A 25,167-nucleotide genomic window follows, 5' to 3' on the forward strand; every position below is an offset into this window, starting at 1 on the left:
ACGCAATAGTGATAAAAAAGGACTGGTTATGCATTCACTCCCACCCCTGGCGGCATTACGGGCATTTTTGGTTGCATGCCATGCCGGCAGCTATACCGCCGCCGCCAAAGAATTATGTATTACCCATGGGGCGGTCAGCCGCCATATGCAGGTGGTTGAAAAATGGTTCGGCGTTAATTTATTCAGCCGGGAAGGCCAGCGACGCGTGCCGACGCCTTACGCCCTGACGCTGGCCCGGGAGCTGGGGAGCGCGTTTGATAACCTGTCCGACATCGCCCTGCGCTACGGCAACGGTGGACGTAATAATGTCTTTAATGTCAGCGTGCCGACCACACTGTGCCTGAAATGGCTGCTGCCCCGCCTCGATGATTTTTATACGCGCTTTCCCCAGGCAAATTTGCAGATTTCCACGGCCAATACCGAGCAATTGCACATTATCGGGCACTATGACCTGTTGATCCGGCGTGATATTAGCGTAGCGGAGTATTCCGCGATCGCGTTTTTGCAAGATCAGCATTGCCTGATGGCCTCCCCCGCGCTGCTTAAGCGTTATCCGCTCCGCCTGCCTGAGGACGTCCTCGCCTGTCCCCGCATTGAAACCCTGACAAGGCCTGGACAGTGGAATCTGTGGCTGGCGGCGGCCGGCCTGCGAAAAACACCCGCGAGCTTATTTCGCCGTTACGACCATTTCCACGTTTCCCTGCAGGCGATGCTGGAAGGGATCGGGGTGGGATTGGGGCCGGTCAACACGCTGTCGGCGGAGATAATGCATGGCCGTCTTGTCCCGCTGTTTCCGCAATTTACCGTTGCCCCCTGTCAATACCAGGCCTTAACGCCGGTGAGCGTGCAAAAAACCGTATTGCACCAAGCGTTTGAGCAGTGGCTGGTGGTGCAGGGGAAAGCGCTAAATGCCGATGGCGATAACGACGCAAACACAACAGTCTGAGCGAATGCCGTGCCGGATACGGGGTCAGGAATGCCGGCAACAATGGAATAGTCGGGGCGCTGGCAACGTTTACTTCACCGGCGGCGTGCGGTGCGGCGGTGGTATTATTCTCCGTTGCCGGACAGCGCATCAAGAACAAACGTGGCCCGATCCGCTACGTTGGTTTTTGGTATTGCCAAAATGTCATAATCCAATGCCGGGTAGGCGGTGACCAGCAGGCCGTATTCAGCCAAAGCCGCGTCAAAAGAATGCCGCCGTTCTGGATCTTCGGCATAAATTTCGGCCCAGGGCGGCGTTAAAAAAACCTTGTGATGATAGCGCAAAGAAATGCCATAGCGCTTTAAATAAGGCTTACCCGTGATGTGCTCTAGGCTGGCCGCCGCGTCCACCACCCCGCGATCGAAAAATATCCATTCGTTTGCGGTGCCGGCCCTGGTCCAATCGGTTATGGACAGTTGGATAACGTTGCGTAAGAACGCCGCCATATCAATCCAGGGTAATGCCTGGCCGCCTCGTTTCAACTCTTCGCTCACGACGCGCCGGCCGGGTTCTTCGACAACGGTATAGCCGCGTCGCTTCAGCTCGGCGAGTAACGTGGATTTCCCACCACCGGAACAGCCGGAAATAACGACAAGTCGATTCATGTTTTCCTGTGCCTGCTGGATATGCATGCCACGATAGAATTATGCCAGGTTTGAACGTTGAGCCACCATGGGTAAAGGCCATCCTGGCCTGTTAACGTCTCTGATGATCCCCGCTATTAATGACCGGTATGGGCTTAGAAAGAGACGCGCACGGGGGAAGGCTTGCCCACCCGCGGTCAGAAAGCATGGCATCGCCTTAACGGCCGGGATCCCCTTGCTTAAATTATCGGCGCCCAGTCAATAGATGAGGGTATTGGAGCAAAAATGGATCCGGCAGGGTGTAAAAATCGCCGGACCCGAAAGCCCGGCCAGCAACATTAGCCTACCAATGCAACCCGCCCATAGCTCACAGAACCAAAGCTTGAATGAGACTGTATAGTGGCAGAACGAATCTTAATGGTTCCCTAACTGTTCCTAATCTTGCCAAATCAGTGTAGTGAGGCCATGGGACAACGTCTCGCCCGGCATAGCGCGTTTGTCGCCGGCGCGCCTGCAAAAGCGGATTGAGGATCATTCGCCCCAATCAACGTGCACTTCACTTCCCTCAATGCGATCTCCTCACCCACCCTTATCCAGCCGCAATTCCGGGGCGGCTGCCAGGCATCCAAATCCCGCGCAGATATTTCGGCCGCCTTTGCGGGTGGCGGAAAACGTGAATATTTTTAATGACATAAAGCTACCCAGGCTAAAATATTTATCAATTATTTTTCAGTTTCTTAATCAAATTGTCGTGAACGTTATCACAAATCTTACAGGGCATGATTGCCGGGGTAAAAATCTTCGGTAAAAATGCTAACTCGAATTAGCAAGAATATCTTTACCTGAAAAAACGTGCCGGCGGCAAAGCCTGTGCTCATTTTATACAGGCAAGCATGTTAACGCATTGTTTTGAAAATGCTTAATGATGTAACGGGACGGGTGCGGTTTCGTCTTCACCTGGCGGCGGACCCGTATTGACGGCCCATGGGGCGGGTTGTGGGGCAGAGCCGCCGGTGGGCGGATAACGCGCAATGCCGCGCCTGTGAGCTTAAGCATTGTTTCCCCTGTATTTTTTTTGTCGCCAAAGCTAACTCGAAGCAGCCTGTTAAATGTCATTGGATACACGTCATGGCATTTGGCGCCCGGGCGCTGACGCAATATAGACGGGTCTTTATCGCCGGCGATGCGGTGAAACCTAGCAACGCGTGACCCTGTTGCCGGCCGCTGCGTCTGGCGCGGCCAACAGGAAGCGCCGGCATCAACGAAGGATGAGTAGGACAGACAGAACGGCGAAATACTCGTGTACCTCAATAAGCAAGGTAAATGGGAGTATATATGCACCAGAATATGAATATCGACAAGCTGATCCTGATGGCCAAGAAACGGCTGGATTTGCAGGAGGCTCCCGGATCCACCAAAGCAGGATGGCTGATGATCACCGCCCTGCTTATCGAGTCATGGGATATCTATTCGATGGCGTTTATTATCTACGCTCTCAAAGATATCTATCATCCGAGCAGCTGGCTGCTGGGATTCACCGCCGCCGGCACCCAGTTCGGCGCCATTATCGGCGCCATGTTGGGCGGCTGGCTAACGGACAAGGTGGGCAGGCGTAAAATCTTCCTCGGCTCAATGCTGATGTTTGCGCTGTTCGCCATACTGCAGGGGCTGGCGCCGAATATCTACTGGCTGGCGATTATCCGCTGCTTCGCCGGCATTCCGGTGGGCGCCGATGTCGCCAACGGCTTCACCTACATCATGGAGGTGATGCCGAAAGGCAAACGGGAGGTGATGGCCAACCGATGGCAGTTTATGTTCGCCCTCGGCATCCTCGCGGCGATTTCCCTGGTCACTCTGTTGGTCGCCCTTGGCGTGCATAGCGATCATGTTTGGCGCATCGTCCTGGCGGTACCCGCCATCCCCGCCTTTATACTGCTGATGCTGCGCCGTGAACTGCCCGAAACCCCCGCCTGGTTTGTGGAACGGGGCCGGTTTGTCGACGCCCGCAAGGCAGCGCGCCAGTACTATGGCGATCGCGATGGGCAACTGCTGGACGATCTGCTGCCTGAACACGATGTCACTATCCAACAGCCGAGCATGGGCGAAGCGCTAAAAGATTTGTTCAGTCGCAAATTTTCGCGCCGCACCACGCTGTTCGGCTGGATTTCCTGCGCGGTCCAGTCGTTTGAAAACTACGCTTTTTCCTTTTACCTGCCCCTGATCCTGGTGACCATCGGCATTTCCGGCCAGATCCAGAACAACCTGGCGCTGCTGGCGGTGAACTGCGTGGCGGCGCTTTCGGCCTTTGTCGGACCGCTGTTGCTCAAACGGCTGGGACATCGCGGCTTAAGCCAGCTCGGCTTCCTGCTGGTGACTTTCGGCATATTGTTAGCCGCCTACGGTGTATTCAAACTGAATTATCTGATGATCACCGGCGGCGCCGCCCTGATGCTGTGGGGCCATTACTGGGATTCGGAAAGCGGCATGACCGTGGTATCGCTGGTGGCCAAACCGAAATACCGCGGCGTGGCATCCGGCATCGGCTATACCATCGTAAAAATCACCGCGTTCCTGACCACCCTGGTCTTCCCGCCGCTGTTTGACACCCTGGGCGTGCCGCTGGCCTCATCGCTTATCGCCATCGCGCCGTTCCTGGCTTTTCTGGCCGCGACATTCCTGCTGCCCGAAGTCTTCGGCCATGTCGCCGGCGACAATGAATATGAAAATGATGTGCAAGACACTTCCCACGGGATGTCGGGATTCACGCATCCGGAATTGTTGAACGGACTAAAGAAAGAGGACTGATCATGACTATCACCAAAATGCCGGTAATTGAAAATATCGAACTGATGACGGCGCGCGTACCGCTGCCGGAAGGACCCTGGGGCGACCAGATCCACCACGTCACCGATATTGAGGTGGCCATCGTCGATGTGCATGGCTCCAACGGACTGGTGGGCACCGGCTTCAGCCACACTTCCGGCTGGTGCGGCGCCACCATTTCGGCCTTGATCAAGGAAATCATCCCGGATGTTATCGGACAGCGCTTGTCGCCGCGCGCGCTCTGGGATCGCAGTTACAAATATATTCACGATGTCGGCGGCGCCGGCGTCACCACCCATGCGCTTTCCGCCCTGGATATCGCCTACTGGGATTTGCTGGGCAAAACGCTGAATGTGCCTCTCATCGACTTGCTCGGACGGGTGCGCGATCGCGTGCCGTTGTATGGCAGCGGCATCAACCTGCACATGTCGGTGGAGGAGGTGATCGAACAGGTGCGCCGCTGGAAATCGAAGGGGTACCTCGCGGCCAAGGTCAAGGTGGGTAAACCCGACCTGGAAGAGGATGTCGAGCGCTTAATCAAAATCCAGGAAGCCGTGCCGGGATTCCCTCTGGCGGTGGATGCCAATCAGGGATGGAATTTCCCCCAGGCCCTGCGGGCATTCAAGCTGTTTGATCCGTTGAACCTGCTGTGGATTGAGGAGCCGCTGCCGTCGGACAATATCGCCGGCCATAAACAGCTGCGCGAGAGGACCAGCACGCCGATTGCCCTGGGCGAGAATGTCTATAATCTCAGCCAGTTCAGCCAATATATCGACAACGGTTCCGTGGATTTTGTCCAGGCCGACCTGGGGCGCGTCGGCGGTATCACCGGATACCTGGATGTCGCGACGGTCGCCCGCGCGCATAACCTGCCGATGACGCCGCATTTCGTCCTGGAACTGAGCGCCAGCCTGCTGGCCGCGGTGCCCAATGTGTCCTATGCGGAAGTCACCGACGGCGGACGCTGGAAAGATCTGCGCATCGTATTATCCGCCGGCGAGGAGGTGGACGGTTATTACGTTCCCAGCGAGCGGGCCGGTCACGGCATCATTTTGGACAGAGACTATTTGCATGCCCACAAAATATAACGTCATCACTCGATAGCAGGAGATCCCTATGGAAGATACCTTATTTTCCGTCAAAGATAAGATTATCGTCGTGACCGGCGGCCTGGGGCAATTGGGCGCCCAATATGTCAAGGAGCTGCATAAACGGCAGGCCCGGGTGGCGGTTTTCGCGCAGAACATCGCTGAAGAACGGCTGCTGAAGGTGTTCGGCGAGCAGCGGGAATCCCCGCGCCTGGCGTTTTATCAGGTTGATATCACCGACAGCGGCAGCATCAATCGTGCGCTGGATGATATCGAGCGGCAATGGGGCGTGCCGGACGGCCTGGTGAATAATGCCGGCATCGATACCCAGCCCAGCGCGCCGCCGGAGGTCTCCGGCCCCTTTGAGCAGTTCCCCGTGGACGTCTTCCGTAAAGTGGTGGAGGTCAACCTGGTGGGCACATTTCTGGCGACCCAGCAGGTAGGCGCCAGGATGAAAGCGGCGGGGAAAAAGGGATCCATCATCAATGTCGGATCGATCTACGGCGTGGTATCGCCGGTGCAGGATATCTACAGCTACAAAAAAGAGGATACCGGCGTGCCGTTCATCAAGCCGGTCGCCTATTCCGCGGCCAAATCGGGACTGTACAATTTTACCCGTTATTGCGCCACCTACTGGGGCCGGGACGGTATCCGGGTCAATACGCTGACCATCTCCGGCGTGGCGCGGCCGGATCAGGATCCGCGGTTCCAGAAAAATTATATCGCCCGCATGCCCATCGGCCGCATGGCCAATGAAGATGAATATAACGGCACTATCGTGTTTCTCCTTTCCGACGCGTCAGTGTATATGACCGGCGCCAATGTGGTGGTGGACGGAGGATGGACGGCATGGTAAAGCGCGGCGGGTGGGATAAATACCGGGGGGTCATTTCAGCGCTGGTCACACCGATGCATGAGGATGAATCCGTCAATTACGATGTGCTGGCGAAGGTGGTGGAACGTCAGCTCGCGCGCGGAGTGGAGGGATTTTATTGCTGCGGATCTTCCGGTGAGGGCCCGCTCCTGGGCATGGAGGAGCGGGCACAGCTGCTGCGCGTCCTGGCGGCGCAGGTGAAAGGCCGGGTGCCGGTGATCTCCCATGTCGGTACGGTGAGGACCGCTGACGCGGTCTCTCTGGCCCGGCAGGCGGAACAGGATGGCGCCGACGCGGTATCGCTGGTGCCCCCTTATTATTACAAATTCTCCAAAAAAGAGATCATCGCGTATTACCGGCGGGTGCTTGCGGCCATATCGCTGCCGGTGATTGTCTATAATATCCCGCAATTCACTTCGGTTGAACTTGACGAGGAAACCGCCGACGCGCTATTAACCGATGAACAGGTGCTGGGAGTGAAGCATACCTCGCACAACCTCTATTCCCTGGAGCGCATGGCGGCAAAATATCCCGGCAAGGTTTTTTTCAACGGCTTTGATGAGATCTACCTGTCGGCGCTATCGGCCGGCGCGACCGCCACCATCGGCACCACGGTCAATCTGCAGCCAGAGCGATTTTTGGCCATTCGCGACTTATTCCGGCGGGGCGAGCTCAACCGGGCGCGGGAAATCCAGCTGCAGATTAACAATGCCGTCGAATTTATGGTGGCGCGGGGGATCTTTCAGTCGGCGAAGTATATGACGGGCCTTGGCCTGGAGGACCTCGGGCCGGTGCGGGAGCCGTTCGTTCCCTTGACGGACCGGCAAAAACACGAGCTGGGCGTGCTCAATGACACTATCCGGGAGGGTATCGCGCATGGCCAATGAACCTGCCGGCCTTGCCGCGCGTTATATCCTGCAGGATAAGGTGGCTATCGGTAAAGTCGCCGAAATCATCGCCTCGGCTTCGCTGGATCCCGCCACCACTGGGCTGGCGGTGGCCGTGGTGGGCGTTCACGGCGAATTGGCGGCCTTTGGCGCCCATCACTCCTGTCCGCCTTTGCCGCGGCTGTTGGCGCAACGTAAAGCCTATACTGCGCTGATGCTCAGGCGCAGTACCCGTCTGGTGTCGGAGGAGGTGAAAAACGGTTCCCTGGATATGCGCATGCTCAATGACGCCGCCTTATTGCCAATGCCCGGCGGCGTGCCGATCGTGATAAACGGCGCCCTGGTGGGCGCAATCGGCATAAGCGGCTTGCCGGCGGAAAAGGATATCGCGCTGGCGGACCACTGGGCGCGGCAGTTCGGTTGATACGGCGCGGATGTCAAGACGGCACGCAAGGCTATGTACCTGACCCAGCAAGACATCTCGCTCAAAACCGGGATAATAAAGCAGCACGTTTCCACCAGCGTTACGGTTTCGCCGTTTCACCTGCACGGGAGCAGCAGTTGCCGTTATTGCGCAAAGATGCGCGTAAGTTGCTGCTGGTTGAGTATTCCAGCGGCAGATAAATCACATAGCGGCTTGCATGGCTCCCGGCATGAGACCAGCAAGACTTGTTTAATGGGAATGGATTACAGCACATACAGCCGTTGAATGTGTGGTGGACGATGAGCGACACTTGCTGATATACTGGCTATAATTACAGTATTGGAGGCGGTTATGGCTATTGAAACAAAATATGTGGTCGTCAGAAAGGGTGAAGAGAAAATGACATTTGCCAGTAAGAAAGAAGCGGAGGCCTACGACAAGATGCTCGATATGGCTGAAGCGTTCAGCGACTGGTTGTTGACCAGCGGGATGCCGTTGGATGAACCGCAGGCTGAAAAGCTAGGTCTTTATTTGGCCGAGCATAAAGATGACGTCCAGCATATACTGCGCACCAGCAAATTGCCGGAAGCCATCGGCGCTCAGGCTCCCGCAGATGAATCGGAAAGCATGGAAACCGATGATAATGCTGATGCCGGCACAAAAAAAATCAGAGCGGTAAAAGCAGCCTGATCCCCTGCGGGAAGTACCCCAATACAGAACAGCGCCGTGAGTGATAACGCCTTGCGGTGTAGCGGGATTTTTTCATCGGCCTCACCTCCGTCAACGGCATGGATTTATCATGCCGGATTTCCAGTTCTGGGTGGAGCAGAATATTGGGGTAGGGCCATGCCCGGTGCCGCTCCGGTTAAAGATGCATTTTATAACGTTGCTTTACTGGTTAAGCTGCTGCAGGGATAATTTTGGCTGATTAATTAATAATCTGCCTGATCCCTAACAGTATGATCAACCCGCCGCAAAGCCTATCAATGACTTTTTTGGCCCGCTGATAGGCGGAAGAAATGCGAGGTTGAGAAAGGGTGATGGCAACCGCTCCGTACCAGAGTGATGCAATGATGCCGACAACGCTGAGCATGGCGATAAAGGTGCCCGCAGAAACATGCGCCGGAGCGGCAGTAGAGAATATGGCGGCGTAAAAAGCCATGGATTTCGGATTACCGATATTAGTCATCACGCCCTGAATAAAGGATTGGCGGAAATGACCTGGCAATACGGCATTTTCGTTCGCAACGGGTTGGCTTCCCGCATTGAGGATAAGGCGTAAGCCAAACCACAGCAGATATCCTGCCCCTACTATTTTCACAATCAGCGCAACCCAAGGGAATACGGCAAATAGCAAACCGATTCCGCCGATAGCGCAACTTGCCCAGAATAGGTTGACCACCACAATGCCAGCAACCAGCGCAAGGGCGGCCGAGCGCGTGGAAGCGACCGCTTTATGCACCACGGCGACAAAGTTTGGCCCGGGTATCACCACGCCAGCGAGATAAATCAACAGCACGGTAAGAACCGCATGTGTATCGATCATGTGTTTTCCTTATAACTCGCTGACGTTAAATCAGTTTAAACTCACCAATAAATCATTGGCTTTCCATTATGCCGGGAGCAGGCCAGCAGTTCGATAACTTTGTATTAATCCATCAAACAAGCTGAGATCGGGCCGACTCCTGGCTATTTTCACCGCTTCGGGTAGCTCATTGTCTTCAGCGGCCATCCATATAGCTGCCCAGACACATGCGATTATCACTCTACAGCGAACGGCGAAAGATGTCCGGATATTGGCGCAGGCCGTTTAATGGGTCCTGCGGTTCGCCTCACATAGCCTGCAGGTCAGCCGCAAAGCCTCATTAAGCAGGGAATAAAGCGAAGTTGACCAGCTGCTTTGAGCGAGGAGCGGAAGCTCAGTTGTCCTGGTGCTCACGCAGCACGCTTAAAGTATCTGTACGTTCCACGGTATACAGAAAAAATGAAAACGATTAACTACTGATCTTTTGGACGATCACACACCGAATCGGTCAGTGTAGCCCTCACGTGAGGAAGGCTCTGCGGATAATTTTGCTGAATAAACTCAATCATTTTTTCCCGCACGTGGCAGCGTAAATCCCAGGCGATGGGGGAATTCTGTGCAGTCATCAATAATCTGATGGTCATGGTTTTGTCAGTAGTTTCGGTTACCTGGAGCACCTGAGTCTGTTGATCCCAGAGTTTTGTTTCACTGAGGACTTTTTCAAAATGCTTACGGAGAGGATCTAATGGCATGGAATAATCGAGGTAAAGAAAAACAGAGCCTAATATCTGTGCGTTATTACGCGTCCAGTTCTGGAAAGGATTTTCTGTAAAGTATGTGATGGGCAGGACCAGTCGACGAAGGTCCCAGATACGCACAACGACATAAGTCAGATTTATCTCCTCTATCCAGCCCCATTCATTTTCGACGACTACAGCATCATCAATTTTTATAGGTTGCGTAAAAGCTATCTGAATTCCGGCAAACAAGTTGACAAGCGACTTCTGAAGGGCAAACCCAATGATTATTCCGGCAACCCCCGCGCCGGCTAAGATTGTCGTGCCGAATTTTCGGAAACCGGGAAAACTGAGAAGTATCAGAGTAAGGCAGAATGACACGAGCAATACAATAGCGACTTTTTTTACATACATTATTTGAGTGCGAATTTTACGGGCACGAAGATTATTCGAAAGATTAATGTCATAGCGGATAAAAAGCATATCTTGCGCAACATTAACTAATCGAATTAAAATGGAGCAAAATGATAATATAATAAAGATATTAAGGGTGGATGTAATAAAATCAAGGGAGTTTGGCTGAATGTTAATATAATTAACCCCTACATTTATCAACAGTAAGGGAATGAAAAGAAACATTGATCCACGAAGATGTTTTTCAAGTGATTTGAAGAGCTTTCGGTCACGATTCTGCCAGTAGCGGATGAACCTGAGAAGTATAAATCGGGCCAGGAACCCCAGTGCGAGTGAGAGAATGACGAGCAATACCGCAGGCACCCAAATTGGAGCACCAGATAACTCATCGAATATCATTAGCATTCTTTTCCCTTATATCAAGTCAACAACCTCTGGTTGTCAGATCAGTAATAAAAATTCAGTAACCGTTGTCTTAACGGTTATCTGCGGAGTAAATGGTGAACGCACATGAGTTGATGAGAAATGTAGTTAACTGATTTTTTTAACATAAAAAAACCTCGAAAGGAAACCGATAATACAAGCGTAGCATAAATGCAACTCACTGAAATTAGTGATGACGTTTAATTTACTCAATCCGCTAGCAGGATGTCCGCGCTCAAACCGCTCTCGTGTCATCTGCCTGTACCCGCCCCTAGTGATGTGTTCATGCTAATAGCACAGGTTACAGATATCCATGCCGCACCTGAGTACGATCTTTTGCGCGTTGGTCACCCAAAGCGCCAGGGTCAGCTTCTGGCACAGGGCTGCTGTAGCAGCCCTGACGACCTCATACTTCAATCGACTCAGAGATCTCCAACGCATCATCGACTTCAATGCCTAGGTAACGAACCGTGCTTTCCAGTTTCTTATGACCCAACAGAAGTTAGATCACCCGGAGATTCTTGGTTTTCTTGTATATCAGGTAAGGTTTTGTTCTTCTCATGGAATGTGTGCCGTACAGCGAAACTTCGAGACCAAGCTTTGCGACCCAGCCATGAAAAATTCGGTTGTATTGCCGAGTTGATATATGTTGGCAAGAACCGACGCGGGATTGGAACAAATAGTCTTTACTGTGCAGCTTGCCAAGTTTTATCAACTCGGCGACAGATTCTCTCGTCCCCTTAGTTAACTCGAACTGTACAGGGCTACCGGTCTTCTGTTGCAACACCGTCGCTCTGCTTGAAACAGAATTACCATATGAAACATCTGACACTTTTAGTTTAACCAGATCACAGCCACGCAGTTTGCTGTCCAAAGCCATGTTGAACAGAGCCAGATCGCGTGTTCTACCCTCCAGTTCAAGCCTGATTCTAATCCCCCAGATATGAGATATCTGAAGTGGTCTTTTCTGGCCGATGATACGGTCTTTGTTCCACGGTGATGTGTTCATACTCAAATCTCATGCAATGTGGGAGATTTGAGTATGGTTGTCCCTCAAGAGCGAAAAGCGGAAGTTAGTACCTCTGATGCTATAGCGCAGTATTCTTAATTATGTAAAGATATTCTACCATCCAAATACAGTAAGTGAAAATAATGGAATTTAAACTTGATCTAAAATCTAATGCTTTAGATAGTTTTAATGAAGCTATCAAAAAATTCAAACAAGGAGAAGATGGTGATTATAAAGCTTTCAAGTTTGCTATTCTACATTTCTCTCATTGTTTTGAGTTAACTCTAAAAATGTATATTCAAACATTAGACGAAAACTTATTTTTTTCAAAATGCTACAAAGCAGTAAAAAATCGCGCAAAAAGTGACAAAATCAATCTTATTGAAGCTTTTAATAAAATGGAGGCTGAAGAATTCGACTTTGAAGAACTTATTAAAGGGCATAAAAATCCTCACACTATTACTTTGGACCAAGCATTATCGATAGCTACACTTGAAAAGTGCAGTATAACCTCAGTGGACTTAGTTGATAAAGAGTTACTAGATGATATCGGTTGGATGAAAGATCTCAGAAATTCAATTGAGCATTACGAATTCGCGTTTACTATTAAATATGTTCGTCTAGCAATGGGGCGTTTGGTTAGAGGGTTAGCTGAGTTTTCTGATATATTTAGTTTATACGATCTAGACAAAGAAATTTCGAAGGAAGCATCTAATTCCTATAATATACTATCTGACGAATATGAGCATAATATTCATGAAGGTTATTTGGATGTAACTGATGCTAGAAAAGAAGCATTTCTTGGGGTTAGACCAAAATTTGTTGAGCTAGTTAATTGGAAAGAATATATCTGTGATTATTGTGGTCATGAGACAATGATTCAAAATAACGATTCTACATCAGGATATCGTTGCACGTATTGCAGTGCCGAAGACTCAGGCTCAATTGAAGTCACATGTGATGTTTGTGGTGCTGAATGGCCTGAAGAGGAAATGAGTTCTTGGCTTGGAAAGGGAACTCACACTTGCCCTGACTGTATCGATATTAGCAATAAACCATAATTAAGATTGATCCTTGATTGAAAATGCAGTCTCGTCCGATTCTAATGCTTTGTAATGCATAGTGTTTCAGGCATTATAGAGCGAGAGACGAAAAGAAATAGTTAACCGAAGTGGTCAGCCTAATTTAGGACATTATTGCCAATGTGGAGGAATGGGTTTCTGTCCATCTTCTTACATGGAGTATATGCTGTAAGCCTTACATCATTTGAATCAAAAGGATGGGGGCGGTATCCATCCTTTTTAACATTTTCAGCATAAATATTACAACTTCCTTATTCTTCTGAAGTAAGCATCCCCTCCTGACGGGGGCGATACTTATAGGCATAATTAAAGAGGGCCAGATCTAGTTCAAACGTTTCTCTCATACCATCCACCGTTACGGACGTATTCAGTAATCCACGACGGGCCAGAGATTCTACGCCCGGTTCTGGATCATCAAGCTTATTCATTTGCCCCCATGTCATAACAGTGCCACCATGCGTTACAAAGTGCATTACCACATCTTTTTCTCTTCCAGTCAGAGAATGATAAAGCGTTGTCAGTCGTTTTTCTGCAACTGCCTCTCCCTTGCGGGTAATAATTCGCTGATATAATCCTCCTGCTATAATCTTTACAACCGGAAAAGTAATAACAAAAGAAAACAGCGTCAGCACATAATCGCGAACAATAAGATAACAGGTAACTCCCGCGATTCCGGAGACAAATATGGCGATGTTAATGCTGAAGTCTTTCTCCGAATAAACACGATCAAACATTTTTTCGAGAAATTCTGTCACGGTTTCACTCCTTGTTAAACACTAAAGGTGCTAGGATACGCGTTTATATGGCGCAATTGATCCGAGGGGATTACATTAATGTCCCATCAAAATCTGGCTCTAACTGGCTATTCAGGCACTCATCATTACAGATGCTAGCTGCCAATGCTACCATAGTACATAGCAGCATTCTCAGGAGTTGTGGCGAACCCAACAAAACTCTCCCCCAACAACCCACTTATCAAGATGCTTTTATGTTTCTAACGTCCGCTCTTGGCACATAGCCGACCATCCGTTCAGATGAGATTGTCCAGGATCCGGGGCGCGGATCAAATGCGAGAGGGACGTTAGTGGCAATAAAAGTGCCCTGAAAACAGGGCATTGCGGCATTCAGAGGATGTCAGCAGAAATTATTCGATATTCTGTATCTGCTCCCGCATCTGCTCAATCAGCACCTTCAGTTCAATCGCCGACGTCGTCACGCTGGCATTAATCGACTTCGAGCCCAGCGTATTCGACTCGCGGTTAAATTCCTGCATCATAAAGTCCAGGCGGCGGCCGACGGCTTCTTGCTTGGTCAGGATATTATAGGTTTCCTTGACATGGGCATCCAGGCGGTCCAGCTCCTCGGAGACGTCCACCCGCTGGGCCAGCAGCACCAGCTCCTGCTCCAGGCGGTTGTTTTCCAGCTGTACCTGCGCGTCTTCCATTTTGGCCAGCAGGCGCTCGCGCTGCCATACCAGGATATCGGGCATCTGCTGGCGCACTTTGGCCACTTCGGCGCTGACGCCGGCCAGGCGCTGCTCAATCATGATTTTGATCGCCGCGCCTTCGGATTCGCGGGCGAGGATAAAGTCATCGAGGGCGGCATCCAGGGCGGCCAGCAGCTCCGCGCCGATGGCGTCCAGATCCTGCTCTTCGGCCGCCATCACGCCGGGCCAGCGCAGGATTTCCATCGGGTCGATTTCGCCTTCGTCGCTTTGCATCTTGACCCATTGGGCCGCTTCCACCAGCTGCTTGGCCAGCGGCTGGTTTAAAATCAGCGCGCTTTGCGTATTGGGATTGACCTCGAAACGCAGGTTGCATTCAATCTTGCCGCGGGTGAGGCGGGTGCGGGTGCGTTCCCTGATGGCAGGCTCAAGGCCGCGAAACTGCTCCGGTAAACGAATATAGGTTTCCAGATAGCGTTGATTAACGGAGCGCAGCTCCCAGGCGGCGTTGCCCCAATCACCTTTAACTTCGCGCCGTGCGAATGCGGTCATACTGCGGATCATATGCGTACCCGTCTCGATAAAAAAGTTGGGGGGATTATACCGTCGCATGGCCGGGCATGATAGGCATATGGTCCCGAAGACCGTATAATGCGCAGCCAATACACGAAATACCAGCCCGGAGAGAGCCATGCGTCCAGCAGGCAGAAACATTCAGCAAGTCCGTCCCGTCACCATTACCCGCCATTTTACCAAGCACGCCGAAGGTTCGGTGCTGATTGAATTCGGCGAGACCCGGGTGCTGTGCACCGCCACGGTGGAGGAGGGCGTGCCGCGTTTTCTGAAAGGCCAGGGCCAGGGCTGGATCACCGCCGAGTACGGCATGCTGCCGCGCGCCACCCATACCCGTAACGCCCGCGAGGCGTCCCGCGGCAAGCAGGGCGGCCGCACCCTGGAAATCCAGCGCCTGATTGCGCGCTCGCTGCGCGCCGCGGTGGACTTGAAGAAGCTTGGCGAATATACCATTACCCTCGACTGCGATGTGTTGCAGGCCGACGGCGGCACCCGCACCGCGTCCATTACCGGCGCCTGCGTGGCGCTGGCCGACGCCCTGGCGGTAATGCAGAAAAAGGGCCAGCTCAAGGCCAGCCCGTTTAAGGGATTTGTCGCGGCTATCTCCGTCGGCATCGTGGCGGGAGAAGCGCGCTGCGATCTGGAATATGTGGAAGACTCGATCGCCGAAACCGACATGAATGTGGTGATGATGGAAGACGGCCGCATGATTGAAGTGCAGGGCACCGCCGAAGGCGAACCCTTCAGCCAGGAAGAGCTCATCACCCTGCTGGAGCTGGCCCGCGGCGGCATAGAAACGTTAATCCAGGCGCAAAAGGCCGCCCTGGCCGGGTAAAGGCCGGTAATATCGGGCGGCGTTAGTCGCCCCGTTGTGAGGAGTGGTAGCCGTGAAAGCGTATCAGCGTGAGTTTATCGAGTTTGCTTTAAATAAACAGGTCTTGAAATTCGGCGAATTTACGCTGAAGTCGGGCCGGATAAGTCCTTATTTTTTTAACGCCGGACTGTTTAATACCGGTCGCGACCTGGCGCTGCTCGGGCGTTTTTACGCCGCCGCGCTGATGGATTCCGGCATCGATTTTGATTTGGTGTTCGGCCCGGCCTATAAAGGCATCCCCATCGCCACCACCACGGTCGTTGCGCTGGCGGAACACTTTGAGCGCGACGTGCCCTACTGCTTCAACCGCAAGGAAGCCAAGAACCACGGCGAGGGCGGCAGCCTGGTCGGCAGCCCGCTGCAGGGCAAGATTATGCTGGTGGACGACGTTATCACCGCCGGCACCGCCATCCGCGAATCCATGGCGATTATCGAGGCCCATAAGGCGCAGCTGGCCGGCGTGCTGATTTCCCTCGACCGGCAGGAAAAAGGCCGGGCCGAGATCTCGGCGATACAGGAAGTGGAACGCGATTACCATTGCCGGGTGATCGCTATCGTCACGCTGCGCGATCTTATCGATTACCTGGAAGAGAAAAGCGAATTGGCCGATCACCTGGCGGCGGTGCGCGCCTATCAGCGTCAATATGGTGTCTAAGTTAACCCGGCGGGCAAAACAGTGTAACAATCGGCTGCCGCCGGACCATGCCGCGCGCTAAGGGCTCAGCGCCGAAAAGCGCGGCTGGACCCGCTCAGCGCAGCTGGGCCACCAGCAGCGGCCAGCGCACGTCGAACTCGTGCATCGGCGAATAGCGGAATTCAGTACGCACGAAACGCGACAGCATGCCCTCGCAGTACGCCAGCAGCTGGCTGGCCAGCAGGGCCTCATCCAGTTCGAACGCCTGTCCTTCCCGTAATTTCCGCTCGCGCAGCACCTGGCGCAGCTGCACTTCGATACGTTCATACAGCTGGTTAATCCGGCCCTGCAACCGGTCCTGCTCAAACATCAGCGCATGACCGGTCATGATGCGGGTCAGCCCCGGGTTGCGTTCGGCAAAACCCAGGATCAGCTGCAGAATCAGGCGCAGACGATTAAGGGTGTCCTTTTCATCTTGCAGGATCAGGTTGATACGGGAAATCAGGCTATCTTCGATAAACTCGATCAGGCTGTCGAACATCCGCGTTTTGCTGGGAAAGTGGCGATACAGCGCCGCTTCCGAAACGCCGACGGTGGCCGCCAGCTTGGCGGTGGTGATACGTTGGCTGCCGTCGCCGGATTCAAGCATTTGCGCCAATGCCTGAAGAATCTCCTCGCGGCGATTACGTTTCGTATTCTTTTTTTCTACCATGCCGAATAGGTCCCTGAGTAACAACATCAATAATGAATTAACATCAGGCATCGGCCGTAACAGCATGATGTGTTACGGCGTTAAAAGAGTGAATTGTCGATGCCGGGGAAGATCCGCCCGTTAACGCCTACTGGCGGCCGGAATGGCCGAAACCGCCTTCCCCGCGGGAGCTGGCGGTAAACTCGTCGACGACGTTGAATTCCACCTGGACGATGGGTACAAACACCATTTGCGCCAGGCGTTCTCCCGGTTCGATGGTGAACACATGCTGGCCGCGATTCCAGACGGACACCATCAGCGGTCCCTGGTAATCCGAATCGATGAGCCCCACCAGATTGCCCAGCACGATGCCGTGCTTATGGCCCAGCCCTGAACGGGGCAGCACCACTGCCGCCAGGCCGGTATCGGCGATATGTACCGCCAGGCCGGTGGGGATAAGGGTGGTTTCACCGGGCGCCAGCACCACGGCGTCGTCGATACAGGCGCGTAAATCCAGCCCGGCGGAGCCCGTCGTGGCATAGGCGGGCAAGGGGAAACGATCGCCTATGCGGCTATCGAGGATCTTAAGGTCGATTTTTTTCATCATAACGGCTGACAATCTCGTCAATTAAACGTTGACCAAGCAGGGACTTATCGCTTAGCGGTAACCGGGTATCCCCGTCTTGCCAAAACAGATGCAGCGCGTTGGTCTCGCTGTTAAAACCCTGTCCCGGCTGGGAAACATCATTGGCACAAATCAAATCCATATTTTTCGCCGCGCGTTTGCGCCGGGCGTATTCTTCCATATTCTGGGTTTCAGCGGCAAATCCGACCACATAGGGACGATGTTGCGTTAGCGCGCCGACGCTTGCCACGATATCCGGGTTCTTGATCATCCTGATGGTGATTTCCTCACCCCGGGTTTTGATTTTTTCCTCCGCCGGCTCGGCCGCGCGGTAATCCGCCACGGCGGCGCAGCCGATAAAGATGTGCTGATTGCCGATGTCTTTCATCACCGCATCCTGCATTTCCTGCGCGGTGGTGACATTGACGCGCCAGACGCCGGCCGGCGTGGGTAAATTCACCGGGCCGGTCACCAGCGTGACGTGGGCGCCTTTCCGGGCCGCCGCCATGGCAATGGCGTAACCCATCTTGCCGGAGCTATGGTTGCTGATATAGCGCACCGGATCGAGGGCTTCGCGGGTGGGGCCGGCGGTCACCATGATATTGAGATGTTCCAACGAGCGATCGACGGTAAAATGCCGGCGCGCCAGATCGACCAGATCCAGGGGATCGAGCATCCTGCCCGGGCCGATGTCGCCGCAGGCCTGGCTGCCGATATCCGGACCCCAGAGCAATACGCCGCGGGACTCCAGGGTGCGCAGGTTGGCCTGGGTAGCCGGCGCCCGGTACATTTGCTGGTTCATGGCCGGCGCTATGGCGATCCTGGCGGCGGTGGCCAGGCAAACGGTGGTGAGCAAATCGTTGGCCATGCCCGCGGCGATACGGGCCATCAGATCGGCGCTGGCGGGGGCAATCAGGACCAGATCCGCCCATTTGCCCAGCTCGATATGGCCCATGGCCGCTTCGGCGGCGGGGTCGAGCAGATCGTCGGAAACAGTATGGCCCGATACCGCCTGCATTGTCAGCGGAGTAATAAACGCCTTGGCCGCGGGCGTCATGACCACCCGCACATCCGCGCCCCTGTCGCGCAGACGGCGCACGAGTTCAGGGCTTTTATAGGCTGCGATGCCACCGCTCACACCCAGCACAATATGCTTGCCGGCAAGTTCCGTCATTTCGGTTGTCCGCTTGTAAGCTTAAGTAAAAAACATTTTATCATAACCCTTCCGAGAACAGGCATCTCTCTCGTCAAGAAGCACCCAGTGTTAAATTGCAGCGCCGGCCGCAACTTCTCTCTTATCGCGTCGAGCCGGGCCGCGCATGGTGGCATGATAGGCGGGCGGATGAACGGAGGCGGGCGGATGGAAGAGCAGCATAAGGTGAAAGGATGGCGCGATAAACTGGCGCCGCGCGAGAAATTACTGTTGTTCGGCCCGGCAATGCTCAGCGATGCGGAGCTGCTGGCGCTGTTCCTGCGTACCGGCGTGCCGGGCATGCACGTTATGCAATATGCCGAAAGCCTGCTGGCGCGGTTCGGCTCCGTCCATAAACTCATCACGGCGGACCGGCAGACCCTTTGCGCCGTCAAGGGACTGGGCAATTCTAAATACGCCCAGTTGCAGGCCATTGGCGAGATGGCGCATCGTTTTTATTGCTCCCATCTGATGCGCGAAAACGCCATGACCAGCCCGGAGATCACCCGCGGCTACCTGCAATTATTACTGGCGCGCCGGGAGCGCGAAGTCTTCGTGGTCATGTTCCTGGATAACCAGCACCGCCTGATTAGCCATCAGGAGATGTTCCAGGGCACGGTGAACAGCGTTGAGGTGCATCCGCGTGAAATCCTGCGCGAGGCGCTTAAAGTCAATGCGGCGGCGATAATTTTAGCGCACAATCATCCGTCGGGAAAAGCCGAACCCAGCCGCGCCGATCGGGATGTAACCGATCTGGTGGTCAAAGCGTGCTTGTTCCTGGATATCCGGGTACTCGATCATTTGGTCATTGGGGCGGGAGAATACGTCTCTTTTGCCGAAAAAGGGTGGTTGTGAGACGCTTTCCTGCGATCCTCCGGGATCTTTAGTTGCGCGGGACTTGAGCACTTGCGCTTCAAAGCGTATACTACGCCACCTTTGAGAATCCTGGGTGTAGCGTTGAGAGCCTATCTCAGCAGATTTAAATCTGTTGAAAGTCTCTCCTCAGTGAATGTGCTGAGATGGGCTCTAAAGCCTGACGAGGCGGCTAACACCTTTTTACGAAGCTCGAGCTGATTAGATTTTTGGAGAATAGACATGTCCCGAGTCTGCCAAGTTACCGGCAAGCGCCCGGTGAGCGGCAACAACCGCTCCCACGCAATGAATGCGACCAAACGCCGTTTTCTGCCTAACCTGCACTCTCACCGTTTTTGGGTTGAGAGCGAAAAACGCTTTGTTACGCTGCGTGTATCTGCTAAAGGTATGCGTGTGATTGATAAGAAGGGCATCGAAACGGTCTTGACCGATTTGCGTGCCCGCGGTGAAAAGTATTAAGGAACTGAATCATGGCTAAAGGTGTTCGCGAGAAGATCAAGCTGGTTTCTTCTGCTGGTACTGGTCACTACTATACCACTACGAAGAATAAACGTACCAAACCGGAAAAGTTGGAATTGAAAAAATTCGATCCGGTTGTACGCCAGCACGTACTTTACAAAGAAGCTAAAATCAAATAATTTTAGCGGATTGCAAAAAACCCGGCCCCGGCCGGGTTTTTTTATGACGTGTTTTGCAGGCGTTTTGTTGAAAAGGGCAATTGTGCTTCGCGCTCTTTATCATCATGTTATTTTACCTGAGCAACATGTGCCTGCGCGGCATTAAAAAACAACAGGTGGTATATGCCAGAACTCCCCGAGGTGGAAACCAGCCGGCGCGGCATAGAGCCTTGGGTCGCCGGTCAGCATATTGTCCGGGCGGTGGTGCGCAACGCGCGCCTGCGCTGGCCGGTGTCCGACGAAATCATCGCCCTGCGCGACCGTCTGGTCATCAGCGTGCAGCGGCGGGCCAAATATCTGCTGCTGGAGCTTGGCGACGGCTGGATCATTATCCACCTGGGTATGTCCGGCAGCCTGCGTGTCTTGCCGCAGCCGGCGGCGCCGGAAAAACATGACCATGTGGATCTGCTGATGAGCAACGGCTGCACCATCCGCTATACCGATCCCAGGCGTTTCGGCGCCTGGCTGTGGAGCGCCGATCTGGCCACCAGCCGCGTGCTCGCGCATCTGGGGCCGGAGCCGCTGAGCGATGAATTCAATGGCCGCTGGCTGTTCGGCAAATCACGCAATAAGCGCACGCCGGTCAAACCCTGGCTGATGGATAATAAACTGGTGGTGGGCGTGGGCAATATCTATGCCAGCGAGTCGCTGTTTGTGGCGGGCATCTTGCCCGGGCGCCCCGCCGGTTCGCTGACCGAGGCCGAGTCCGGGCTGCTGGCGGAAACCATCAAGGCGGTATTGCTGCGCTCCATAGCGCAGGGCGGCACCACGCTGCGCGATTTTATGCAAACGGACGGCAAGCCCGGCTATTTTGTGCAGGAACTGCAGGTCTATGGGCGCGGGGGAGAAAGCTGCCGGGTATGCGGGACACCGATCCAGACGGCGAAGCACGGCCAGCGCAGCACCTTCTTTTGCCCCCACTGCCAGCATTGAGTCAGGGCTGCAGGCGCGCGTTGACTTCCCGGGCGATAGGGTCCGGCAGGAAATGATCGACGTTGCCGCCGTGCAGGGCGACCTCTTTGACCAGCGTCGATGAGATATAAGACCACGCCTGGGCCGGCATCAGGAACACGCTTTCCAGTTCCGGCATCAGGTGCTGGTTCATCTTGGCCAGCTGCATTTCATATTCGAAATCCGATACCGCCCGCAGTCCGCGCACCAGGATATTGGCCTGCTGCTGGCGGGCAAAGTTGGCCATCAAATCGCTAAAACCAATAACCTCGACGTTGGGCAAATGGCCGGTAACCTGCCGGGCCAGGTCGACGCGTTCCTCAAGGGAAAACAGCGGCTTTTTGCTCGGACTGTAGGCAATGGCCAGGATCACGTGGTCGAACATCTTCGCGGCGCGGGTCACCAAATCGAGATGGCCGTTGGTGAGCGGATCAAAGGTGCCCGGATAAATGGCTTTGGTTGTCATCAGGCTTCTCTCTTGATAGTGCGGCCAAGCGCCCACAGGGCGGCATACTTATTAAATGTATACTGCGCGTTCACTATTGCCAGCAACAAACCCTGCTTGCCGTCCAGAAAACCGGCGCGGAGCAGCCAGGTCTTGATAAACGCGCCGAGCGTATGTCCGATGATGGCGAAAAAACCACATTTTTTATTTTGCCGGTGGCGCTCAAGCGCCCAGGCCTCGGCATATTGCAGCTGTTTGCGCTGGAAGGCCATCAGATCGCGGCAGGTAAGATGTTGCAGGCAACCTTCAAGTTTGACGACCCGTGCGCTGCCGATATCCAGGGATTCATGCACCGGATTATCGTTGTAGCGAAAGTGTTCGCGGGCATACAGCCGTACCACCCGATCCGGATACCAGCCGCTGTGGCGCATAAAGCGGCCGAGAAACAGGTTGGAGCGCGCGCAGCTGTAAACGGTATCAGGTTGGGGGGGCAGGCGGATTATCTGTTCAATGGCGCGCTTGAGGCCGGGTGTTACCCGTTCATCGGCGTCGAGCATCAGGATAAAATCGCCGGTGGCGTACCCCTGCGCGCGCTGGCGCTGTTTGCCGAAGCCCGGCCACCCTTCGGCTTCAAAAACCCGGGCGCCGGCCTGCAGGGCGATGTGGCGCGTCGAGTCGGTGCTGGATGAGTCCAGCACCACGATTTCGTCCGCCCATTGCACCGATGCCAGGCAGTCCGGCAGCAGCCCGGCTTCGTTATGGGTAATGAGCACCACCGACAGACGCGTTTGCGACGGCATTTATTGACTCCGCTGTGGCAGGTATGGCTCCAGCAAGTGTAGCAGCCGCTGCAGGGCGCCCTGGTTTTGGTGCAACACTTCCACCGCGTGACGGCCGTAATACAGGCGATAATCTTCGTCGGTCAGCAGGGTAGTGATTTCCTTGACCAGCGTCGGGACGTCGGTCACGGTAATCAATCCCCCGGCTTCGGCAAGCTTGCCGCAGATGTCCTTGAAATTGATGGTATGGGGGCCCATCAGCACCGGGATGGCATGGGCCGCGGCCTCCAGCGGATTATGGCCGCCGCGCTCGACCAGGCTGCCGCCGACAAAGGCCAGATCGGCAATACCGTACAGCAGCATCAGCTCGCCCATGGTGTCGCCGATCACCACCTGCGTATCATGAGCGGGAATATCGCCGGAGCTGCGTAATATCGAGGTTAAACCGGCCTTTTGCGTCATTTCCCGCGCCACCGGGAAGCGTTCCGGATGGCGCGGCACCAGGATCAGCAGCAGATCGGGAAAGGCGGCCAGCAGCTGGCGATGGGCCTGCAGGAGAAGGGTTTCCTCACCTTCGTGGGTGCTGGTGGCAATCCATACCGGGCGGCGCGACGCCCACTGGCGCCGCAGCGTCAGCGCCCGCGCCGCCAGTTCCGGGGTGACTGATATATCGAATTTCAGGCTGCCGGTGACGGCCAGCTGGTTTCGTTTCAGCCCCAGTTGCAGAAAGCGGTCGCCATCTTCCTGGGTTTGCGCGGCGATAAGCGTAATCCGCTCCATGATCCGGGCGATAAACGTGCTGAATTTTTTGTAACCGGCGGCGGAGCGGGCGGATAAACGCGCGTTGGCGACCACCAGGGGGATTTTACGTTTGTGCAGGGCTTTGATCAGGTTAGGCCAAAGTTCGGTTTCCATCACGATAACCAGCTTGGGATTCACCTGGTTCAGGAAACGGTTCATGGCCCCCGGCAGATCGTAGGGCAAATAAACATGGTGCACATCCTTGCCGAAGGCGGACTGGACCCGCTCCGAGCCGGTGGGCGTCATGGTGGTGACGGTAATGGGCAAAAATGGGTAACGGTGGCGCAGTGCGCGTACCAAAGGTATCGCCGCCAGGGTCTCGCCGACCGATACCGAATGCAGCATAATGCCGCCGGGTTTTACCTTGCCCTGGCAATATCCGTAGCGTTCAGCCCAGCGGCGGCGATATGCCGGCGCCTTACGGCTGCGCCATAATAACCGAATCCATATCAGCGGCTGGATAAGATAGATGAGTATGTTATAGATCATTATAGTTAGCTATAGTAAGGCACCGCGGCTGGTGTGCAGAGTTAATGTTTAACCAAATTATTAAAAGCGCATTTTAAGCGCGTCCATGCTAACAGATAAGTCGCTTTCCCACATTATATCAAGTGTTTTTATACGGATAACAATTGGGTGTATAGCCCGGTCAATTGCTGGGAAAGACGCGCGGGAGTACAGTCTTTCACCCGTTCACGGGCGGCCAGACCCATTCCGGGCTGGCGCTGGCGCGAAGGTATGGCGTTGGCGCACTCCGTCAGCGTTTTGATATCTAGCGCATCGCAGACAAATCCTTCTCTCCCGGCCTCGATAAACTCCGCGCCGCCGCAGCGCTCGCTGGTAATCACCGGCAGGCCGCAGGCCATGGCTTCCAGTATTACGTTTGGGAACGGATCGTAGAGGGTGGGTAAAATCAAACCGTCGGCCCCATGATAAAAGGGGAGTACGTCCGTTTGTACCCCGACAAAACGAATGCGCTGCAGGCAGCCTAATCCCTGGGCGAAAGCGCGATATTTATCCTGCTGCTTATCCTGGCCCACCACGATCAGGTAGCGATCGGTGGCGGCGATGGCGGCGATGGCCGCTTTCAGCCCTTTGCGTTCAAATCCGGAACCGACATAGATCAGGGCGCAGGCCTGCTCCGGGATAACCATGCGCTCCCTGACGCGCCTGCGCTGTTCCGGCGCGGCGGGATAAAAGCGGGTTGAATCGATGGCGTTGTAAATCAGGGCGAATTTCTCTTCCGGCACTTGATAGCAACGGATAATGTCGTTTTTCACCATCAGGGAATTGCAAATGATCTTTTTTAACTCGGGCGCGTGGAACATCGCCTCTTCCGCCGCCAGCACATAACGGTGATAGCCGCTTAACGAGGTCAGCCACCGTTGGTGCGCCGGGATAATACGCGCCCGCTGCTCAAGCCAGACCCGGTGCACGCCGTCGCCGGCGCGGAAAACATCGCAGCCGGCGATACGCTCATGGCTTTGCACTAAATCGAAATGCTCATGTTGCCAGCAACGCCGGGCGGCCCGGGCAAAACCGCGCTCACGGGACACCCGGCCCCATTTGGCCGGGTTGCAGATATGCACATGCCAGTCGGGCCGGGGTTCGCCCGACCATTGCCGTGTCAGGATATTCAGTTCCAGCCCGGAATTATCCAGGGCATCCAGCGCCCGGGTAATAAAACGCTCCGCGCCGCCGTCGGGGCGGTACTTTTGCCGGACTATCGCCAGCCTGGTTTTTTTCATCATGC

General features: G+C 54.5%; 26 protein-coding genes and 1 pseudogene. 14 read left to right on the forward strand and 13 right to left on the reverse strand.

What is annotated here, in order from left to right; translation table 11 throughout:
- Positions 1-28: 28 nt before the first annotated feature.
- Entirely contained in the window at positions 29-946 is a 918-nt protein-coding gene (locus ACL2XQ_RS26720) for a LysR substrate-binding domain-containing protein (RefSeq protein ID WP_413727418.1), read from the forward strand.
- 104 nt (positions 947-1,050) lie between these two features.
- On the opposite strand, the gene ACL2XQ_RS26725 is transcribed toward ACL2XQ_RS26720, so the two are convergent.
- Positions 1,051-1,617 (reverse strand): AAA family ATPase, encoded by a 567-nt coding sequence (locus tag ACL2XQ_RS26725; protein ID WP_413739888.1) that lies wholly within the window; start codon positions 1,615-1,617, stop codon positions 1,051-1,053.
- 1,287 nt (positions 1,618-2,904) lie between these two features.
- Here ACL2XQ_RS26725 and ACL2XQ_RS26730 point away from each other — a divergent pair.
- The 6 genes from ACL2XQ_RS26730 (at position 2,905) to ACL2XQ_RS26755 (ending at position 8,355) form a co-directional block, all read left to right on the forward strand.
- Entirely contained in the window at positions 2,905-4,374 is a 1,470-nt protein-coding gene (locus ACL2XQ_RS26730; RefSeq protein ID WP_410012763.1) for an MFS transporter, read from the forward strand.
- A 2-nt stretch (positions 4,375-4,376) separates the two neighbouring features.
- Positions 4,377-5,480, forward strand: coding sequence for a mandelate racemase/muconate lactonizing enzyme family protein (locus ACL2XQ_RS26735; RefSeq protein WP_410012762.1), 1,104 nt, complete (start codon positions 4,377-4,379; stop codon positions 5,478-5,480).
- A gap of 28 nt (positions 5,481-5,508) precedes the next feature.
- Positions 5,509-6,336, forward strand: coding sequence for an SDR family oxidoreductase (locus tag ACL2XQ_RS26740; RefSeq protein ID WP_410012761.1), 828 nt, complete (start codon positions 5,509-5,511; stop codon positions 6,334-6,336).
- The gene (locus ACL2XQ_RS26745) at positions 6,330-7,241 is read left to right on the forward strand and encodes a dihydrodipicolinate synthase family protein (protein WP_413739889.1); all 912 of its coding nucleotides are present in this window, start codon (positions 6,330-6,332) and stop codon (positions 7,239-7,241) included. Before ACL2XQ_RS26740 ends, ACL2XQ_RS26745 begins: the two co-directional genes overlap by 7 nt.
- Positions 7,231-7,665: a GlcG/HbpS family heme-binding protein gene (locus tag ACL2XQ_RS26750; RefSeq protein WP_410012759.1), complete on the forward strand. Its 435-nt coding sequence runs from the start codon at positions 7,231-7,233 to the stop codon at positions 7,663-7,665. Before ACL2XQ_RS26745 ends, ACL2XQ_RS26750 begins: the two co-directional genes overlap by 11 nt.
- 351 nt (positions 7,666-8,016) lie before the next feature.
- Positions 8,017-8,355: a YebG family protein gene (locus tag ACL2XQ_RS26755; RefSeq protein WP_413721791.1), complete on the forward strand. Its 339-nt coding sequence runs from the start codon at positions 8,017-8,019 to the stop codon at positions 8,353-8,355.
- A 238-nt stretch (positions 8,356-8,593) separates the two neighbouring features.
- Here the strand turns inward: ACL2XQ_RS26755 and ACL2XQ_RS26760 are convergent, their stop codons facing one another.
- From ACL2XQ_RS26760 to ACL2XQ_RS26770, 3 genes and pseudogenes are all read right to left on the reverse strand, one after another.
- Positions 8,594-9,211, reverse strand: coding sequence for a LysE family translocator (locus ACL2XQ_RS26760; RefSeq protein WP_413739890.1), 618 nt, complete (start codon positions 9,209-9,211; stop codon positions 8,594-8,596).
- A 452-nt stretch (positions 9,212-9,663) separates the two neighbouring features.
- On the reverse strand, positions 9,664-10,746 hold the full coding sequence (locus ACL2XQ_RS26765; RefSeq protein WP_413721793.1) for a mechanosensitive ion channel family protein: 1,083 nt from the start codon (positions 10,744-10,746) through the stop codon (positions 9,664-9,666).
- A 424-nt stretch (positions 10,747-11,170) separates the two neighbouring features.
- Positions 11,171-11,773 (reverse strand): annotated as a pseudogene (locus ACL2XQ_RS26770) (site-specific integrase).
- A gap of 143 nt (positions 11,774-11,916) precedes the next feature.
- On the opposite strand from ACL2XQ_RS26770, the gene ACL2XQ_RS26775 reads away from it, so the two are divergent.
- Positions 11,917-12,834: a hypothetical protein gene (locus ACL2XQ_RS26775; protein WP_413739891.1), complete on the forward strand. Its 918-nt coding sequence runs from the start codon at positions 11,917-11,919 to the stop codon at positions 12,832-12,834.
- A gap of 272 nt (positions 12,835-13,106) precedes the next feature.
- Here ACL2XQ_RS26775 and ACL2XQ_RS26780 read toward each other — a convergent pair whose 3' ends face one another.
- Both ACL2XQ_RS26780 and ACL2XQ_RS26785 read right to left on the reverse strand, forming a co-directional pair.
- Positions 13,107-13,610: a hypothetical protein gene (locus ACL2XQ_RS26780; protein WP_413739892.1), complete on the reverse strand. Its 504-nt coding sequence runs from the start codon at positions 13,608-13,610 to the stop codon at positions 13,107-13,109.
- A 389-nt stretch (positions 13,611-13,999) separates the two neighbouring features.
- Positions 14,000-14,863, reverse strand: a complete 864-nt coding sequence (locus ACL2XQ_RS26785) for a YicC/YloC family endoribonuclease (RefSeq protein WP_413721797.1) — start codon at positions 14,861-14,863, stop codon at positions 14,000-14,002.
- A 127-nt stretch (positions 14,864-14,990) separates the two neighbouring features.
- On the opposite strand from ACL2XQ_RS26785, the gene rph reads away from it, so the two are divergent.
- Both rph and pyrE read left to right on the forward strand, forming a co-directional pair.
- Entirely contained in the window at positions 14,991-15,707 is a 717-nt protein-coding gene (gene rph / locus ACL2XQ_RS26790) for a ribonuclease PH (protein WP_413739893.1), read from the forward strand.
- Between the two features lie 52 nt (positions 15,708-15,759).
- On the forward strand, positions 15,760-16,401 hold the full coding sequence (gene pyrE / locus ACL2XQ_RS26795; protein ID WP_410012749.1) for an orotate phosphoribosyltransferase: 642 nt from the start codon (positions 15,760-15,762) through the stop codon (positions 16,399-16,401).
- A 94-nt stretch (positions 16,402-16,495) separates the two neighbouring features.
- Here pyrE and slmA read toward each other — a convergent pair whose 3' ends face one another.
- From slmA to coaBC, 3 genes are all read right to left on the reverse strand, one after another.
- Positions 16,496-17,092: a nucleoid occlusion factor SlmA gene (slmA, locus tag ACL2XQ_RS26800; protein WP_410012748.1), complete on the reverse strand. Its 597-nt coding sequence runs from the start codon at positions 17,090-17,092 to the stop codon at positions 16,496-16,498.
- Positions 17,093-17,219: 127 nt separating this feature from the next.
- Complete coding sequence (dut, locus tag ACL2XQ_RS26805; RefSeq protein WP_410012747.1) at positions 17,220-17,678, reverse strand: dUTP diphosphatase; 459 nt, start codon at positions 17,676-17,678, stop codon at positions 17,220-17,222.
- Positions 17,656-18,870, reverse strand: coding sequence for a bifunctional phosphopantothenoylcysteine decarboxylase/phosphopantothenate--cysteine ligase CoaBC (coaBC, locus tag ACL2XQ_RS26810; protein WP_413739894.1), 1,215 nt, complete (start codon positions 18,868-18,870; stop codon positions 17,656-17,658). The genes dut and coaBC overlap by 23 nt, the downstream gene beginning before the upstream one ends.
- A gap of 186 nt (positions 18,871-19,056) precedes the next feature.
- On the opposite strand from coaBC, the gene radC reads away from it, so the two are divergent.
- The 4 genes from radC to mutM all read left to right on the forward strand — a co-directional run bounded on the left by radC (position 19,057) and on the right by mutM (position 21,371).
- Positions 19,057-19,743, forward strand: a complete 687-nt coding sequence (radC, locus tag ACL2XQ_RS26815; RefSeq protein WP_410012745.1) for a RadC family protein — start codon at positions 19,057-19,059, stop codon at positions 19,741-19,743.
- A 240-nt stretch (positions 19,744-19,983) separates the two neighbouring features.
- Positions 19,984-20,220 (forward strand): 50S ribosomal protein L28, encoded by a 237-nt coding sequence (gene rpmB / locus ACL2XQ_RS26820; protein WP_132924257.1) that lies wholly within the window; start codon positions 19,984-19,986, stop codon positions 20,218-20,220.
- Between the two features lie 11 nt (positions 20,221-20,231).
- Positions 20,232-20,399 carry a 50S ribosomal protein L33 gene (gene rpmG / locus ACL2XQ_RS26825; RefSeq protein WP_012882902.1) on the forward strand — a complete coding sequence of 56 codons (168 nt, stop codon included), beginning with the start codon at positions 20,232-20,234 and terminating at the stop codon, positions 20,397-20,399.
- A 162-nt stretch (positions 20,400-20,561) separates the two neighbouring features.
- Positions 20,562-21,371, forward strand: a complete 810-nt coding sequence (gene mutM, locus ACL2XQ_RS26830; protein WP_410012744.1) for a bifunctional DNA-formamidopyrimidine glycosylase/DNA-(apurinic or apyrimidinic site) lyase — start codon at positions 20,562-20,564, stop codon at positions 21,369-21,371.
- Position 21,372: 1 nt separating this feature from the next.
- On the opposite strand, the gene coaD is transcribed toward mutM, so the two are convergent.
- The 4 genes from coaD to ACL2XQ_RS26850 form a co-directional block, all read right to left on the reverse strand.
- Complete coding sequence (gene coaD, locus ACL2XQ_RS26835) at positions 21,373-21,855, reverse strand: pantetheine-phosphate adenylyltransferase (protein ID WP_410012743.1); 483 nt, start codon at positions 21,853-21,855, stop codon at positions 21,373-21,375.
- Positions 21,855-22,634, reverse strand: a complete 780-nt coding sequence (locus tag ACL2XQ_RS26840; RefSeq protein WP_413721800.1) for a glycosyltransferase family 2 protein — start codon at positions 22,632-22,634, stop codon at positions 21,855-21,857. The genes coaD and ACL2XQ_RS26840 overlap by 1 nt, the downstream gene beginning before the upstream one ends.
- Positions 22,635-23,903 carry a lipid IV(A) 3-deoxy-D-manno-octulosonic acid transferase gene (gene waaA, locus ACL2XQ_RS26845; RefSeq protein ID WP_413721801.1) on the reverse strand — a complete coding sequence of 423 codons (1,269 nt, stop codon included), beginning with the start codon at positions 23,901-23,903 and terminating at the stop codon, positions 22,635-22,637.
- Between the two features lie 128 nt (positions 23,904-24,031).
- Positions 24,032-25,162, reverse strand: a complete 1,131-nt coding sequence (locus ACL2XQ_RS26850; protein ID WP_413740559.1) for a glycosyltransferase family 4 protein — start codon at positions 25,160-25,162, stop codon at positions 24,032-24,034.
- Positions 25,163-25,167 lie beyond the last annotated feature (5 nt).

Origin of the sequence: Sodalis sp. RH14 (assembly GCF_047324285.1) — a bacterium.
GTDB lineage: Bacteria > Pseudomonadota > Gammaproteobacteria > Enterobacterales > Enterobacteriaceae > Acerihabitans.